The 14,790-nt window shown below is 55.6% G+C and carries 13 protein-coding genes and 3 pseudogenes; 10 read left to right on the top strand and 6 right to left on the bottom strand.

Annotated features, from left to right (window positions below):
- Window positions 1-5: 5 nt before the first annotated feature.
- The 6 genes from nirB (at window position 6) to OAN307_RS01295 (ending at window position 8,600) form a co-directional block, all read left to right on the top strand.
- Window positions 6-2,432, top strand: coding sequence for a nitrite reductase large subunit NirB (nirB, locus tag OAN307_RS01270; RefSeq protein WP_015498068.1), 2,427 nt, complete (start codon window positions 6-8; stop codon window positions 2,430-2,432).
- The gene (gene nirD, locus OAN307_RS01275) at window positions 2,429-2,764 is read left to right on the top strand and encodes a nitrite reductase small subunit NirD (RefSeq protein ID WP_015498069.1); all 336 of its coding nucleotides are present in this window, start codon (window positions 2,429-2,431) and stop codon (window positions 2,762-2,764) included. The genes nirB and nirD overlap by 4 nt, the downstream gene beginning before the upstream one ends.
- Complete coding sequence (locus tag OAN307_RS01280; RefSeq protein WP_015498070.1) at window positions 2,761-5,337, top strand: nitrate reductase; 2,577 nt, start codon at window positions 2,761-2,763, stop codon at window positions 5,335-5,337. Before nirD ends, OAN307_RS01280 begins: the two co-directional genes overlap by 4 nt.
- Window positions 5,334-6,269: a glycosyl transferase family protein gene (locus OAN307_RS01285; protein WP_015498071.1), complete on the top strand. Its 936-nt coding sequence runs from the start codon at window positions 5,334-5,336 to the stop codon at window positions 6,267-6,269. The genes OAN307_RS01280 and OAN307_RS01285 overlap by 4 nt, the downstream gene beginning before the upstream one ends.
- A complete protein-coding gene (gene cysG / locus OAN307_RS01290) occupies window positions 6,266-7,663 on the top strand; it encodes a siroheme synthase CysG (protein ID WP_044043001.1) in 1,398 nt (465 codons plus the stop codon). The genes OAN307_RS01285 and cysG overlap by 4 nt, the downstream gene beginning before the upstream one ends.
- Window positions 7,664-7,913: 250 nt before the next feature.
- Window positions 7,914-8,600: an IS6 family transposase gene (locus tag OAN307_RS01295; protein ID WP_015498073.1), complete on the top strand. Its 687-nt coding sequence runs from the start codon at window positions 7,914-7,916 to the stop codon at window positions 8,598-8,600.
- A 122-nt stretch (window positions 8,601-8,722) separates the two neighbouring features.
- On the opposite strand, the gene OAN307_RS01300 is transcribed toward OAN307_RS01295, so the two are convergent.
- Window positions 8,723-9,130, bottom strand: coding sequence for an MAPEG family protein (locus OAN307_RS01300; RefSeq protein ID WP_015498074.1), 408 nt, complete (start codon window positions 9,128-9,130; stop codon window positions 8,723-8,725).
- Window positions 9,131-9,373: 243 nt separating this feature from the next.
- Window positions 9,374-9,736: an IS66-like element accessory protein TnpA gene (gene tnpA / locus OAN307_RS01305; protein ID WP_015498075.1), complete on the bottom strand. Its 363-nt coding sequence runs from the start codon at window positions 9,734-9,736 to the stop codon at window positions 9,374-9,376.
- A gap of 102 nt (window positions 9,737-9,838) precedes the next feature.
- On the opposite strand from tnpA, the gene OAN307_RS28710 reads away from it, so the two are divergent.
- Window positions 9,839-10,000: a hypothetical protein gene (locus OAN307_RS28710; protein ID WP_187292590.1), complete on the top strand. Its 162-nt coding sequence runs from the start codon at window positions 9,839-9,841 to the stop codon at window positions 9,998-10,000.
- Here OAN307_RS28710 and OAN307_RS01310 read toward each other — a convergent pair.
- Window positions 10,001-10,249: pseudogene (locus OAN307_RS01310) on the bottom strand (transposase); the annotation flags it as partial.
- A gap of 490 nt (window positions 10,250-10,739) precedes the next feature.
- Here OAN307_RS01310 and OAN307_RS31075 point away from each other — a divergent pair.
- Both OAN307_RS31075 and OAN307_RS31080 read left to right on the top strand, forming a co-directional pair.
- Window positions 10,740-11,012: a hypothetical protein gene (locus OAN307_RS31075; RefSeq protein ID WP_015501032.1), complete on the top strand. Its 273-nt coding sequence runs from the start codon at window positions 10,740-10,742 to the stop codon at window positions 11,010-11,012.
- Window positions 11,013-11,191: 179 nt separating this feature from the next.
- Window positions 11,192-11,841 (top strand): annotated as a pseudogene (locus tag OAN307_RS31080) (transposase); the annotation flags it as partial.
- Window positions 11,842-12,052: 211 nt separating this feature from the next.
- On the opposite strand, the gene OAN307_RS29575 reads toward OAN307_RS31080, so the two are convergent.
- Both OAN307_RS29575 and OAN307_RS29580 read right to left on the bottom strand, forming a co-directional pair.
- Window positions 12,053-12,613 (bottom strand): transposase, encoded by a 561-nt coding sequence (locus OAN307_RS29575; protein WP_245540952.1) that lies wholly within the window; start codon window positions 12,611-12,613, stop codon window positions 12,053-12,055.
- A 32-nt stretch (window positions 12,614-12,645) separates the two neighbouring features.
- Window positions 12,646-13,122 (bottom strand): IS110 family transposase, encoded by a 477-nt coding sequence (locus tag OAN307_RS29580; protein ID WP_245540953.1) that lies wholly within the window; start codon window positions 13,120-13,122, stop codon window positions 12,646-12,648.
- Between the two features lie 200 nt (window positions 13,123-13,322).
- Between OAN307_RS29580 and OAN307_RS27600 the strand changes: the two genes are divergently transcribed.
- Window positions 13,323-13,559, top strand: a complete 237-nt coding sequence (locus OAN307_RS27600; protein ID WP_144055476.1) for a hypothetical protein — start codon at window positions 13,323-13,325, stop codon at window positions 13,557-13,559.
- Window positions 13,560-13,903: 344 nt separating this feature from the next.
- Here the strand turns inward: OAN307_RS27600 and OAN307_RS01335 are convergent.
- Window positions 13,904-14,521, bottom strand: a pseudogene (locus OAN307_RS01335) (IS30 family transposase); the annotation flags it as partial.
- Window positions 14,522-14,790 lie beyond the last annotated feature (269 nt).

Below are 14,790 nucleotides of genomic sequence, written 5' to 3' on the forward strand. Positions count from 1 at the left end.
TCGGTATGACACAGAAATTGATCGTCATCGGTGCAGGCATGGCCACGGGCCGAATGCTTGAAACGCTGGTCGAGGCAGAGGCGGATTACTACATCACGTTGATCAACGGCGAGGCGCGCGGAAACTACAACCGAATCATGCTGTCGCCCGTTTTATCTGGCGACAAGACGTACAACGAAATCGTCACCCACGATGACGAATGGTACAAATTGTACAAAATAAAAACCCGTTTCGGCTGTTTTGTACAAAATATTGACCGCGAAAACCAGACGGTCACGACCGATACGGGCGAGGTTCTTGCCTACGACAAGCTGGTCTTTGGCACAGGGTCCAATCCGTTCATGATCCCGCTGCCCGGTCACGATCTTGAGGGCGTGATTGCCTACCGCGATCTGGAAGACACGCAGCGGATGATGGACCTTGGGCCAGCGCATAAATGCGTTGTGATCGGTGGTGGACTGCTGGGGCTAGAAGCCGCCGCAGGTATGGCCGCGCGTGGTGTGGATGTGACCGTGGTGCACATCATGGGCCATCTGATGGAACGCCAGTTGGACGAAGCGGCGGGATATCTGTTGCGCAAGGCGTTGGTGGACAAAGGCATCACCGTGAAATGCACCGCAAATTCGAAGGAAATTTTGGGTAAGGATGGTCACGTCAAAGCGTTACTGTTGGACGATGGCACCGAATTGGCGTGCGATCTGTTGGTCATGGCCGTGGGCATCCGGCCCAACGTCAAACTCGCTCAGGACGCGGGGCTGGCGGTGGGCAAAGGCATCCATGTGGATGACCAGATGGTCACGTCTGACGCTAATGTATTGGCCGTTGGGGAATGCGTTGAACATGACGGGGCGATCTTTGGCCTTGTTGCACCCCTTTATGATCAAGCGAAGGTGGCTGCACAGACGTTGATGGGGCAGCAGGCCCAGTTTGTGCAAAAGGAGCTGTCGACAAAATTGAAGGTCACGGGCTGTGATCTGTTCAGTGCCGGTGATTTCGCGGATGGTGAAGGCCGCGAGGACATTGTTTTTCGCGATCCGGCTCGTGGTGTCTATCGCCGTTTGGTGATTGAGAACAACGTCGTCAAAGGTGCCGTGATGTATGGCGATACCGCCGACAGCAACTGGTTCTTCGGCCTGATCCGCGACAAGCTCGACATCTCTGACATGCGCGATACGCTGATCTTTGGCCCCGCCTATCAAGGGGGGACCCCCCTGGACCCTTTAGCAGCTGTTGCAGCCTTACCGCGTGACGCGGAGATCTGTGGCTGCAACGGAATCTGCAAAGGACAAATCGAAGATGCGATCGCAGCGGGTGCCACTGATCTGGGCGCCGTGCGGTTAACCACCAAGGCATCCGGGTCCTGCGGGACTTGCACGGGACTGGTCGAACAGGTGTTGGCGGTGACGCTGGGCGATGAATTTGTGATCCCTGCGGTTGCGGCAGTTTGTGGGTGCACCGCAATGACCCACGAAGATGTGCGGCGCATGATCAAATCACAGCGTTTGATATCCATGCCTGCCGTCTGGCAGGAATGCGGCTGGAAGACATCGTGCGGGTGCCATGTGTGTCGTCCTGCGTTGAATTTCTACCTGCTGGCCGATTGGCCGCTGGAATACCAAGACGACCCGCAGTCGCGGTTCATCAACGAACGCAAACACGCCAACATCCAGAAAGACGGAACGTTCAGTGTCGTTCCGCGCATGTGGGGCGGGATTACAACGCCTGATGAGTTGCGCGCGATTGCGGACGCCGCCGACAAATACGCGGTACCCACGGTCAAGGTCACCGGCGGGCAGCGCATTGATCTGCTGGGTGTGAAGGGCGAAGATTTACCAGATATCTGGGCCGATCTAAACGCGGCTGGCATGGTGTCTGGACATGCCTATTCAAAGGGGTTGCGCACGGTGAAAACCTGCGTTGGCACGGATCATTGCCGCTTTGGCACGCAGGACAGCACGGGTCTCGGGATCAAGCTGGAAAAAGAACTTTGGGGGTCATGGACGCCGCATAAATTAAAGCTCGGCGTTTCTGGTTGCCCGCGCAATTGCGCTGAGGCGACGTGCAAGGATATCGGCGTGATCTGCGTCGACAGCGGATATCAGGTCAGCATTGGCGGGGCCGCTGGCATGGATGTGCGCGAAACCGAATTGATGGTTCAGGTCGCGACTGAAGAGGAGGCGATTGAAGTGATCAAGGCGGTGACGCAGCTGTATCGTGAGAACGCCAAATACCTTGACCGGATTTATAAATGGATGGGCAAGGTGGGTCTTGATTGGATCAAGGAACGTGTTGAAACCGAAGGGCCGGCCTTGGTTGAGCGGTTCGAGCTGAGCCAATCCATTTACCGCAAAGATCCCTGGGCCGATCACGTCCAGACGAAGGCGGATCGGTATCGACCGTTGGCGAACTTGTCGTTGGAGGCCGCGGAATGAGCGATTGGATCGATATAGCACCGCTTGAAAACGTGCCTCAGCGCGGTGCGCGAATGATCAAGACGGCATTTGGCTGCGTTGCGGTGTTTCGGACGGCCGAGGACGAGGTTTTCGCACTGGATAATGCCTGCCCGCACAAAGCAGGGCCGTTGGCCGAAGGTATTGTACACGGAAAATCAGTAACTTGTCCGCTGCACAACTGGGTCATTTCACTTGAAACCGGTGAGGCGCAAGGCGCGGATGAGGGTCGCGTGGTGAGCTATCCCGCACGGGTCGAAAGTGGGCGTATTCTGTTGGACCGCGCGTTTTTGAAAGCACGGGTGGCAGCATGAGCCTGACCCGCACAACATGCCCCTATTGCGGCGTGGGCTGCGGGGTGCTGGCGGGGGTGGATGGGACCATCAAAGGCGATCCCGATCATCCGGCAAACTTTGGGCGGCTGTGTTCCAAGGGTGCGGCATTGGGAGAAACGATTGATCTTGAGGGGCGGTTGTTGCACCCGAAAGTCAACGGTGCGGATACCGATTGGGACACAGCCCTTGATCTGGTCGCGCAGAAATTCAGTGCTGCGATTGCTGAACACGGGCCCGAAAGCGTAGCGTTTTATGCGTCGGGCCAGTTGCTGACGGAGGACTACTACGTCGCCAATAAGCTGATGAAAGGGTTCATCGGGGCTGCTAATATCGACACAAATTCGCGCCTTTGCATGGCGTCGTCTGTCGCGGGGCACAAACGCGCTTTTGGGACTGATACGGTTCCGGGTACCTATGCAGATTTGGAACAGGCCGACCTGATTGTGCTGGTCGGCTCCAACCTGGCGTGGTGCCATCCAGTGTTGTATCAGCGAATTGCGGCGGCGAAAGACGCGCGGCCAGACATGCGCATCGTCAACATCGACCCGCGTCGCACAGCCACAACAGACCTTGCAGACACGCATCTGCAAATCGCACCTGACGGCGATATTGCGCTGTTCAACGGGCTGCTTGCGCATCTGGTAGATGGTGGAAAACTTGATGCGACATTCACGGGAAACCACGTCAATGGCGTGGCAGAGGCAATCTCCGCAGCGCGTGCATCAAATACAGCCGATACGGGCCTGACACCCCACGAACTGAACGCGTTTTTCACGCTTTGGGCGCAGACCGAAAAGGTCGTGACAATCTATTCCCAAGGGGTGAACCAATCCAGCTGTGGCACCGACAAGGTCAACGCCATCCTGAATTGTCATTTGGCGACGGGCCGCATCGGGCGCGCGGGGGCCGGGCCATTTTCTGTCACCGGTCAACCCAATGCGATGGGCGGGCGCGAAGTCGGGGGGCTGGCCAATATGCTGGCCAATCATCTTGAATTAGACAATGCTGACCATCGACAGGTGGTGCAGGATTTCTGGGACAGCCCGACCATTTGCACAAAACCGGGCCTGAAGGCGGTCGATCTGTTTGAGGCCTGTGCGAACGGGCAAATCAAGGCGCTGTGGGTGATATCGACCAATCCTGCTGTGTCTTTGCCCGATTCTGACAGAGTCGCAGCTGCCATCGCCAAGGTTCAGTTTGTCGTCACGTCCGACATCATGGAAAAGACAGATACCAACGATCTTGCTCATGTTCTTTTGCCGGCCACTGGGTGGGGCGAAAAGGACGGAACCGTCACCAACTCCGAACGCCGTATTTCGCGTCAACGGGCATTCTTGCCGGCCCCCGGAAGTGCGCGGCCCGATTGGGAGATCCTCAGCGACGTGGCGGCGCGCATGGGGTTTTCGGAGGCCTTTGATTATCAAAAACCTGCTGATATTTTTGCGGAATACGTGGCGCTGGATACGGCGGCGTCGCACATCGCGCGTGATCTGGATTTAAGCATTTTTGCTGATGCTGATTATGCCGGTCTGATTCCGACACAATGGCCGCGAAATGATCATCGGTTTTTTGTGGACGGTCGTTTTTATCATCCCGACGGCAAAGCGCGGATGATCGCGGTTACCGCGCCGATACTGTCAAAACCACGATTCACACTCAACACAGGGCGCAACCGCGACCAGTGGCACACGATGACGCGGACGGGTAAGTCTCCGCGACTAGGTGCCCATCTCGCCGAACCATATGTTGAGGTTAACCCAGTGGACGCAACCGATTTGGGGGCCGCGCCCGGTTCTTTAATCGCAGTGGAAAGTATCTATGGACGCACGCTTTTGCGGGCCTTGATTACGCCCCGTGTAGCGCAAGGACAGCTTTTTGCGCCGATGCATTGGACACGACAGCGCACAACTGCGGGGATCGTTAACAGCGTCACAGCACCGCTGACGGATCCGTTTTCAGGCCAGCCTGCGTTGAAATCTTGCACCGTGACAGCACAGGTTTACAGGGCGAAGTGGTACGGTTTTCTGGCGTGCATCAATGAACCTGCCCCCCAAACACCCTTCGCCGCTATCGCGCCGACGCAAACCGGCTGGCAGGTGGAACTGGCGGGTGGCAAAATGCCTGTCGATTGGGAAAGCGAGGCACGACAGTTGTGTGGCCAAACGGGGGGCGATGCATCAATCCAAACAGACCCGACCATTGGAAGCATCCGCATCGCCATAACGCAGAACGGCCAAATCACAGCGCTGTTTTTTGCCGCGCCGACCCCTGTTGTCGTGTCGCGCACAGCGATCATTGACATGATCGGCACGGACACACCGCCGCTTACCGCATTGGCTGGGCGCAGCCCCTCTGATCGGCCAGACGTGGGCGCAACCGTTTGTGCGTGTTTCAACGTGGGCCGAAATACTCTGCTGGCCGCCGTTGCGAATGGCGCGCACAGTGTCGCCGCTTTGGGCGAGGCAACCTGTGCAGGCACCAACTGTGGATCCTGTAAGCCTGAATTGACCGCCCTCTTGGCGCAGGCTCAGCTCCCGATGGCGGCAGAATGACTCTCGCGCCGTTTGTTCAGATCGTTGCGCGCGGTAAGGGACGTGCACGGGCGATGACGATGGATGAGGCGCAAGAGGCGATGGCGATGATCCTGACGGGGGACGCCGCGCCCGAGGCGGTTGGCGCGTTATTAATGGTCATGCGTCTGCGCGGGGAAACAGCGGATGAGATTGCGGGGTTCACCGCCGCCTTGCGCGCCCATGCGGCGGGGACATTGCCGAAAGCAGACCTTGATTGGCCGTCCTATGCCGCAGGACGCAGTCGTGGTGCGCCGTTGTTTTTGCTCGCCGCGCGGCTTGTTGGTCAGGCGGGGTACGCTGTGTCGATGCACGGTTGGAATTCGCATCAATCAGCCACCGCGTCCGTGCGCGAAGCGATTGACCTTGCGGGGCCGAATGTGAGTTATTCACCCCTTGAAACGCTCAGCCCTGAGGCGTTTGCGGTGTTGAACCTACGCGATACCTTCGGATTGCGGTCGTGTTTCAACACGGTGCTGCGGATGTGGAACCCGTCCGGTGCCCGCGCCACAGTTCAAGGCGTATTTCATCCGTCATACCGCAGCCTTCAGGCGCAGGCCACCGCACTTTTGGGGCAAAAGGATCTAAGCATTATCAAAGGCGGTGGTGGTGAGTTTGAGCGCCACCCGTCCAAGGAAACTGTGGTTTTCGGGTTGCGGGATGGTGCGCTTATTCAGGAAACCGCAGCGCATATTCTACAAGACACCCGCAAGCTGCACGAAGCCGGTGAAACGATTAATCTATCTGATCTTTGGCACGGCCGCGTGCGTGATCCGTTTGCGATTGCCACGATCACCGGAACGGCTGCGCTGGCGCTTTGGACGCTTAGGGCGGCCCCGACACCTGATGAAGCACACCAATTGGCGCGGGGTCTTTGGGCCTCGCGTCATCACACAGAAAGCCTGTCCGCATGAAAACCTTTCCCATGTTCCTGCAAATGGCGGGTCGCCGAGTTGTCATTGTTGGTGGCGGTGAACAAGCTGCGCAAAAAACACGGCTGATCCTCAAGACCGAAGCGATGGTCGAAATCTGGGCACCAGCGCTCGACCCTGAATTGTCGGGCCTCGCGGTTGAGGGGCGGATTACATATCAAACTGGCCCCATTACGCCGGACACTTTTTCAGATACCGCACTGGTGTTCATCGCTTCGGGGTGCCCCGGTATCGACATGGCGCTGCATGCGTTGGCAAAAGCGGGCGGCGCGACCGTCAATGTGGTGGACCAGCCCCAGCTGTGTGACGCCATCACGCCGTCAATTGTGGATCGTGACCCTGTGGTTGTGGCCATTGGCACCGAAGGCACAGCCCCCGTGCTGGCACGCCAAATCAAGACCAAATTGGAAGAGGCACTTGAACCTCGCCTTGGCGATCTTGCGGCCCTTGCGGGTCGTATGCGCGGGGCGGCTGCGGCCCGTCTTGGACCCCGCGCGCGGCGGGATTTGTGGCGTTGGGTGTTCAATGACACACCGCGCCAATTGTTCACCTGCGGGGCCGAACGCGAAGCGTCCAAGCTGATAAAAACGGCCATCGAGACGGGTGAATTTGGGGCCACAAAGGGCGGCAGCGTTAGCCTTGTGGGTGCGGGCCCCGGTGCCAAGGATTTGATCACCCTGCGCGGCGTTCAGCGCCTGCAAGAAGCAGATGTCATTTATTATGATCGCCTTCTTGATCCCGAAATTCTGGAACTGGCACGCCGCGACGCCGAACGCATTTATGTGGGCAAAGCCCCGGGGTGTCATAGTTGGCCACAAGAAAAGATCACTCAAACGCTTGTCGCTGCTGCCAAGCGTGGGCAAAGGGTGGTGCGCCTGAAGTGCGGTGACCCCGGTGTGTTCGGACGCAGCACTGAGGAAACCGATGCCCTCAAAGCCAGCGATATCCCGTTTGAAATTGTCCCCGGTGTTACGGCGGCCTGTGCGGCGGTGGCGAGTATTGGCCAAAGCCTCACGGAAAGAGGCAACATCGACACACTTGTGCTGACCACAGGGCACCGCCAAGACGGATTTACGGTGCCCGACCCCATTAAGGACATCAAACCGGGTACCTGTGTCGCGCTCTATATGGCTGTTGGCGCAGCCCCCCAGATCGTCGCACACCTTGAAACGTGTCATCCCGATGTTCCATTTGACGTTCAGGTCGTCGCAAAAGCCCAGCGAAAGGGACAAATCGTCCTGAACTGCCCCCTCGGTGATTTAGCGCACACCTTGAACGTCCATGATATTACGGGCGAAGCCATGCTCTTTGTGCGTTGGTCTTTTGGCGTTCAAACGTCAAATGGTGCCAGCACGAGAGCCCTGGCGACCGTGTGACTAGGCGAGCGGCCTCAGCTTTTCACCCTCTGAAAGCAAGCATGCATCGCTAAGACGCCGCGAAACGCCGAATTGAAACCCACCTGGATCGGTGGCGTTGAACGGCTGCTTTAACTGCGAAGAAATGCTGCGTGAGCAATAGCTGCATCTTCACAAGTCCGCGGGTTCTGTCGCAAAGTTTTTGCGTTTGGGTGAGACTGCTGGATTGTGTTAGGTGCGGGCCTTTGTTCTTGAGGGTGAGCTACTGACTGTGAAAATTGATTTCAAAGGGAACCACTTCCCCAAAAGCGTGATCCTGTACGCTGTATTTTTCTACGTACGTTATGGCGTCTCGTATCGTGATTTAAAGGAAATCATGGCCGAACGCGGCGTTGAAATCGATCATGCCACTCTGAACCGGTGGGTGGTGAAATTCTCACCATTGATTGCTGCAAACGCGCAGGCCAGAAAGAAACCGACAGCCGTCTCTTGGCGAATGGATGAAACGTATATCAAGGTTCGTGGTGAGTGGACCTATCTTTACCGCGCTGTTGATCGCGAAGGGGAAACTCTTGATTTTATGTTGTCAAAGCGTCGTGACACCGGCGCCGCTCGAAGGTTCTTCAAGCGCGCCGTTGGCACTAACGGTGTTCCAGATCGTATTGCGATCGACAAGAGTGGTGCCAATTTGGCTGGCCTGCAAAGCCTCAATGTCATCCTTAAATTCACGGGAGCTGGTCAGATTATCAGTATCTTTCAATCTAAATATCTCAACAATATTGTGGAGCAGGATCATCGATTCATCAAGCGGATCACACGGCCAATGCTGGGCTTCAAAGCGTTCCATTCTGCTGCAGCAACATTGGCTGGGATCGAAACTGCGCATATGATCCGCAAGGGCCAACTAGCCCAAACAGGCATCCCGGCATTCAAGCAGTTCGCAGCCCTCGCAGCATAATTGTGTCCAAAGAAGACTGTTCGTCAGCCTGCCGAAAAATTTGCGACAGAACCGTTGACGATCATATTTCGACTATCACTGAACGGAGATCGTACACTTCCATTTAAGTCGCGGTTTTGAAGTCATAAGCTGTGTCGCAGAACCTCGATCGCAATCACCAGAAAAGCCAACCAGGATATTGTGAAGAGCAAAGTACGGGCCATGAAGTGTTTGAACCCGGAAATAAAAACCACGGCGTGAATCAGCCTTGCAAAAAAGTACACTGCTGCGGCTGCGGCTGTTAGGCCAGTTGAAACACCAGCGAGATGAGCCACGATGACTACTGCGGCAAAAGCACCCAAGTTCTCGACGGCATTGACATGGGCGCGATTGGCGCGAACAGCCCAATCCGCTAACGGGCTATTTGGCAGTGTTACGTAGTCCTCAGGCTTGAGCGTCCCACGGGATTGCACCTGGCCAATTACAGCAGGTATCCAAAGGACTCCGGTCAATATTGCCGTCAAAGTGAGATAAATAAGTTCGGTTGTCATAGTATGCCCTGCTTCCTAGGGCCGAAAACATGTCGGCCTGGTTAGATCGTGGTTGGCAGCTTCCTGAAATTGGGACAGCCAATCGACACAGGACCAGTATGACACCGCTTCTAATAATAAGAAAGACTATATCCGTAGGTGCGTAGAGATGGGATCACGACATCTCAGTCAAGGTATTGAAACCCCGCCGCATATCCGTCACTCTTAGCGCCAGCCAGACCCGCGTATTGCTCGGCACAGGGCTCATGTTGACAATCCCTTCAGCAATCGCGCCAGCACATCAACATCAAAACCACCCTCGGCCGATACGCGGCACCCGCCGTGAAGTTCGATCTCGATCCGCCCTGCTGGAACCCGTGCCAAAGCCGTAACTGGGCTGTTCGCCGCCTCAACCTCGACCGGCAGAAATATCGGTTCAGCATCTTGAGCGGCGGCATCCGGTTCCAGCGCATAACGTTCACCCCGCAGCCATTTAAATATCAGATTGGCATTCATCGCATACCGACGCGCAACCTGCGCCACCGACACACCTGCCACCATCGCCTGAAAACAAATCGAACGCTTCTCTTCGTCAGACCATCGCCGCTTCTTCTGCGTCACCGCCATAGAGTGCCCCTAAGTATCCACTATCAATAGTGGACACTAACGCACCTCCAAAAGGGCTGTTAGGCTGGGGACACCGAACGCTTACCCTGTTGCGGGCGGACGGTGCTGACCCTTCAATACACGCAGGACAGCCGGGCCATCGGTTTGACCAAGACGAAGGCGTTCAAGCGCGTCTTTGTTCATTGGGCATTTGACCTCCTCGACGACGCGGACGCCGATGTCGGACCCGCTTGGCGCGGCGGCGATGTAGAGTATCCGTCTTGATCAAGCCCCCTTTTCCACCCAATTTCGATTTGCTTTGATGAGGGTGTTGGCGAGTTCAATGAGCTTTCGCATGAGCGCCGTAAGGGCGACTTTTGGTGGCTTTCCAGCTTTAATCATGGCTTGGTATTTGGTCTTGAGATCGGGGTTGTGCCGCATCGCCACAAGGGCAGGCATATAGAGTGCGTCCCGCACTACTTTCCGGCCGCCCTGAATGAATGATTTTCCTCGCCATTGGCCCGATTGACGCGTCATCCACTGCCCTCTCACACATGCTTGCATGTGTGAGAGGGGGGCTAGAGAGGTGGTCGCGGGAATTCGGGCCAGTAGTTAAGGTGGATCAACTTGTGAAAGAGATGATCCAAAATGACGAAACGAAAGAACCATTCGTCCCACTGCTCGGCAGTTGTTTGCTCGCAAACGATGAGAGGGGGATTTCAAGGCCAAGGTTGCGCTTGAAGCGATCTGCGAAGAAATGACAATGGCGGAGTTATCGAAAAAATACGGCGTGCATCTATTACCGGCAGGTGTTTGCTTGCAAACACTGAGAGGCTACGCAGATTGGGACTTGGAAGCGCGCCGCGATTAAGAATATGGCTGCGGGGTTTTCTAAACGAGGCGGTGATCCAGCGCAGGTCGATGACGCCGCGATAGACAAACTTCATTCCACGATTGGTCAGTTGGTGGTGGAGCGCGATTTTTTGAAACGCGCCTGGGATCGTTGAGCAAGGATCGCAGGCAGATGTGCATTGAAAGAAACCATCCGAAGGTCAGCGTGCGGCGGCAATGCCAGATGCTGTCGCTGGCACGTTCAAATCTGTATTACGCTCCAAAAGGCGAGAGTGCTGAGAACCTGCGGTTCATGGAATTGATCGACAAGCAGTTCTTGGAAACGCCATGGTATGGATCTCGGCACCCTCTCATGCATACTCCGTATGCACTGCCGGGCAGTGAATGGCACGACACATGCAGCGTCATGGTCACACATGGGGTCGCCATCGCGTTCGCCGCCTGATGCGATTGGTTCCTATTTATCAGACGCCAAACACGAGCAAGAAACACCCCCAGCATAAGATTTATCCTTACCTGCTTCGGGGGCTGACGATTGATCGGCCAAATCAGGTCTGGTGCGTTGATATTACCTACATTCCCCCTCTCATTGATTGCTTTGCAATCAACTGCCGGGCAGCGAGGCGGCGCGGATTTCTGTATCTGGTCGCGATCCTTTGCCCGGCAGGCTTTTGCGTAGCAAACGCCGAGAGGAGTGGACTGGTTCAGCCGTAAAGTTATCAGTTGGCGTTTGTCAAACAGCATCCCTCTCACGGTTTGCTTTGCAAACCACTGCCGGGCAGTGGGAGGCTGACTTTTGCGTTGAAGCCCTGAAAGAGGCCATCGCAAAATATGGGAAACCAGCGATAATGAACAGCCCCTCTCGGGATCATGCTGCGCATAACCCTGCCGGGCAACGGATCAGGGCAGTCAGTTCACTGGCTTTGAATGGATAAATGCACTGAAGGATGCGGACGTAAGGATATCCCCTCTCACGCATGTAAACATGCGCTGCCGGGCAGTGCATGGACGGTAAAGGTCGCTGGCCCCCCTCTCATGGTTTGCGAGCAAACCACTGCCGGGCAACGGACAACCGGATGATCGAACGACTTTGGCGCTCCCTGAAATATGAATGCATCTATCTCAATGCATTTGAAACCGGTTCAGAAACACGCGCCGGGATTGAAAAATGGATTGCGTACTACAACGCAGAACGGCCACATTCCACGCACGGAATATTGACCCCAGATGAAGCCTATGACAGAAAAATAGAACCAATGAGATCAGCAGCCTAAATGAAACCCTGATCCACCTTAAGTTGGCCGCAAACTGGTCGAATTACTGGGACCACCTCTGAGAGCCCCGCTTTCCGGCGCGCTTCAAGATGCGCAGCAGACCTTTTCGGCTTCTTCTATTACCAGGCAGGGCATGTTTACATGCCCGAGAGGGCACGAACCTCGTCCGGTGAGGGACGACCCCGTTAGGATTGTGGGTTGGCGTTTTAGTTCATGCCATGCCTCCCACTTGGTCCTGACGGAATTCTGAGCCATCGATCCAACAGCGGTGCATTAGGACGGCCAACTTACGTGCGACAGCAACGACGGCGCGGCGACGTCCTTTGGTGCGCATCAATCGCATGCCCCCTCTCAGCGATGCAGGCATCGCCTGCCGGGCAGCGCAAGATTTAATCTGGGAGCTTGCCATCGTTCGCATAAGCAGCGCATTGGCAGCTGCATATAGAACGGCCCGCACGTCTCGATCCCCAGACTTGGATATCCGCCCTGGATTGTCATGCTCTCCTGACTGATATCTTCGCGGTGTAAGCCCAAAATATGCGCCAACGGTGCGGGATCGTTTAAAACGGGTTGGATCATCAACCGCCGATTTAAAGCTCAACGCAGCGATAGGGCCGACGCCAGGAATAGTCATCAATTTCATGCAGACATCATCTTGACTGGCTGCCCTCTTAACGCGCCGATCTAGTTCCAAATAATGTTGATACAAAACGGCCCTCGCATCGAGCAATGGCACGAGAGCATGTGCCAGAACATCATCGATCTCGATCATGGGCCGTACAACGCTGTCGAAGCTACCATGCTTCACAGTTTTGGGAGGCGGACTCCAAAAACCTTCAGTAATCCACGCACTTCATTGGCTAGATCAATCGTCTTCTTTAGGAGCGTCTTACGCGTGCTGAGCAACGCGCGTAGGCCATGAGCCTCACGACTTTTCATATGGACGGGACTAAACCAGCCTGTGCGTAATATTTGCGCGATACCTCGTGCATCTGTTTTGTCGGTCTTATTCCTCATCGCTGACAGAGCAGCACTCACTTGGCGTGCCTCCATGCAGACAACATCAAAACCTTCACCGGTCAGGCCAAAGAAAAGATGCTGACTCATCGATCCAGCCTCAAAGCCAACACGTTCAATCGGATGTGGAAATTCCAAAAGGCATTCAGCGATATCACCGACCTCACAAGGCAGCTCTCGCTCGAACAGCACCGTTCCTTTGCCATCAACAATGCAAAGTGCACAGGATCGCAATGACACATCTAATCCAGCATAGTATTCCATTATCTATCTCCCTTGTTCACAGCTATGCTGTGATCTTAGTGGGAGCTCGGCCCAAAAGCGAAAGGCTGCCCAATTACGCATGCTTGCCGCCGATTTTGTCGAAAAACACGGTGTTGCTGGTGCAGAAAGTTGGGCGTCGAACAGGCCGTGAGCGCTTTTCCTATCACGCTTTGCGCATTTGCTGCGGTGCAGGAAGGATCTTGGCTAGTTTGCGGCGGTTTTGGGCGGTTGTGGCGAGGAGGAATTCGTCATTTACGCCGCATGGTCTCCACCGGCACGCGGCGTGGCACGACGCCGGGCAACCAGTCGGGCGTCAGCCCGGTGCGCGCAAGTTCGGCGACGTAGATCGCCATGCGGATGCCGCCGAGGCTGTCGGGCATTCCGGCGACAGTGGCGGCGATCACTTCGGCATCGGCCCGACACCCGGAATGGTTTGAAGCGGTCCAACGAGTTTCTCACGCTTGGCAATCTGGTTCATCTCGCGGGAACAACGTAGGATTTTTGCATGTAAAAATAGCAACTGCTCACAAAGCTCGACGATCACGTTGCCAGCATTCACAGCAAGCTAAGCTCTGTAGTCCAAATCAATTCTGGTGGTTCGCAGGATCCGTTTCGAACTCAAATTCGGACAACGCTGATGTCAGAAGGAGCGGAGCAACGTCAGTCGAATTCTCGCATTGCGCGCGTTAATAGGTCGAAGAATTCCGCTTCTTTGCTCGGCGTGAATACCTCCACGAGGCTTTGTTGCACAAATCCAATGAGGGGTGTGCTTCCCCTTTCCCCAGCGCGTCTTGCGTTCCACCACCGTACCTATCGCTGAGCGATTGAAAGCCCCCTTAATCAAGTCTCCTTCCCAGTGGCCAGGAACCAGACGTGCCTCGATGTCTTCGGGACGATGGATAATACGCAACGTTTCCGGCACCATAGCGGAGCCCGCTAAGCTGGTGCTTTGAGCACCGCGTTTTGGTTTGGCCCGCCGCAGCGCCTCAATCATCAGCGCCTTCAATCCGCCACGTGGCTGAGCGTAGATCGCAGCATAGATCGCTTCGTGGCAAATGCGCTGACTGAGATCATCTGGATGCATGAGCCGTAATCTGGCTGCGATCTGCTCTGGCGACCAGCACCAATAGATCAGACGGTTGCGCACCCAATCATAAAACGGGGCACCAGGGGCCAGCTTCCGCCGCCGACCAGAGCGCCGTTGTGCCATATCATGAGCACGCCGCGCCTCTTGGGGGTCGTAGCTATCGGACGCGCCGCCCCGCTTCAATTCATGCCCGATGGTGCCATGATGCCTCCCCAGAAGGCGGCCAATCTCACGCAGGCTCGAGCCACGTTGATGTTCTGCAAAGATTACGCCTCGTTCCTCGGCGTTCAGGCGTTTGTAGTGGCTTTCCATAGCAACATCCTATGCCGCTCTCAGCGGCAGGTGTCGCACTTCAATCTTGAGCCTAAGAAGTTGCGGCCAGCACAGCAAATACTGAAAATTTAATTAGTTTCATAATGAGTTATCCTATTTCTTCCCTCTAGCAACCTATTTGAGATTGCATTAAAGTGACAGCAGCCAGCTACAATCAATTTGCTAAAAAAGGAACCACCAAAAATTCATATTTAAAAATGACTGGATTAATATTATTCTACCGTTAACTATTGAAGAACCAGCTGGAA

It is taken from the genome of Octadecabacter antarcticus 307 (assembly GCF_000155675.2).
In the GTDB taxonomy this organism is placed as follows: Bacteria; Pseudomonadota; Alphaproteobacteria; order Rhodobacterales; family Rhodobacteraceae; genus Octadecabacter; species Octadecabacter antarcticus.

Coding starts and splice junctions, on each gene's coding strand:
- cysG (WP_044043001.1), top strand. CDS start 6,266: ATGAAAACCTTTCCCATGTTCCTGCAAATGGCGGGTCGCCGAGTTGTC.
- nirD (WP_015498069.1), top strand. CDS start 2,429: ATGAGCGATTGGATCGATATAGCACCGCTTGAAAACGTGCCTCAGCGC.
- OAN307_RS01300 (WP_015498074.1), bottom strand. CDS start 9,130: ATGACAACCGAACTTATTTATCTCACTTTGACGGCAATATTGACCGGA.
- OAN307_RS01280 (WP_015498070.1), top strand. CDS start 2,761: ATGAGCCTGACCCGCACAACATGCCCCTATTGCGGCGTGGGCTGCGGG.
- nirB (WP_015498068.1), top strand. CDS start 6: ATGACACAGAAATTGATCGTCATCGGTGCAGGCATGGCCACGGGCCGA.
- OAN307_RS29575 (WP_245540952.1), bottom strand. CDS start 12,613: ATGATCGAGATCGATGATGTTCTGGCACATGCTCTCGTGCCATTGCTC.
- OAN307_RS31075 (WP_015501032.1), top strand. CDS start 10,740: ATGTGCATTGAAAGAAACCATCCGAAGGTCAGCGTGCGGCGGCAATGC.
- OAN307_RS01285 (WP_015498071.1), top strand. CDS start 5,334: ATGACTCTCGCGCCGTTTGTTCAGATCGTTGCGCGCGGTAAGGGACGT.
- OAN307_RS29580 (WP_245540953.1), bottom strand. CDS start 13,122: ATGGAATACTATGCTGGATTAGATGTGTCATTGCGATCCTGTGCACTT.
- tnpA (WP_015498075.1), bottom strand. CDS start 9,736: ATGGCGGTGACGCAGAAGAAGCGGCGATGGTCTGACGAAGAGAAGCGT.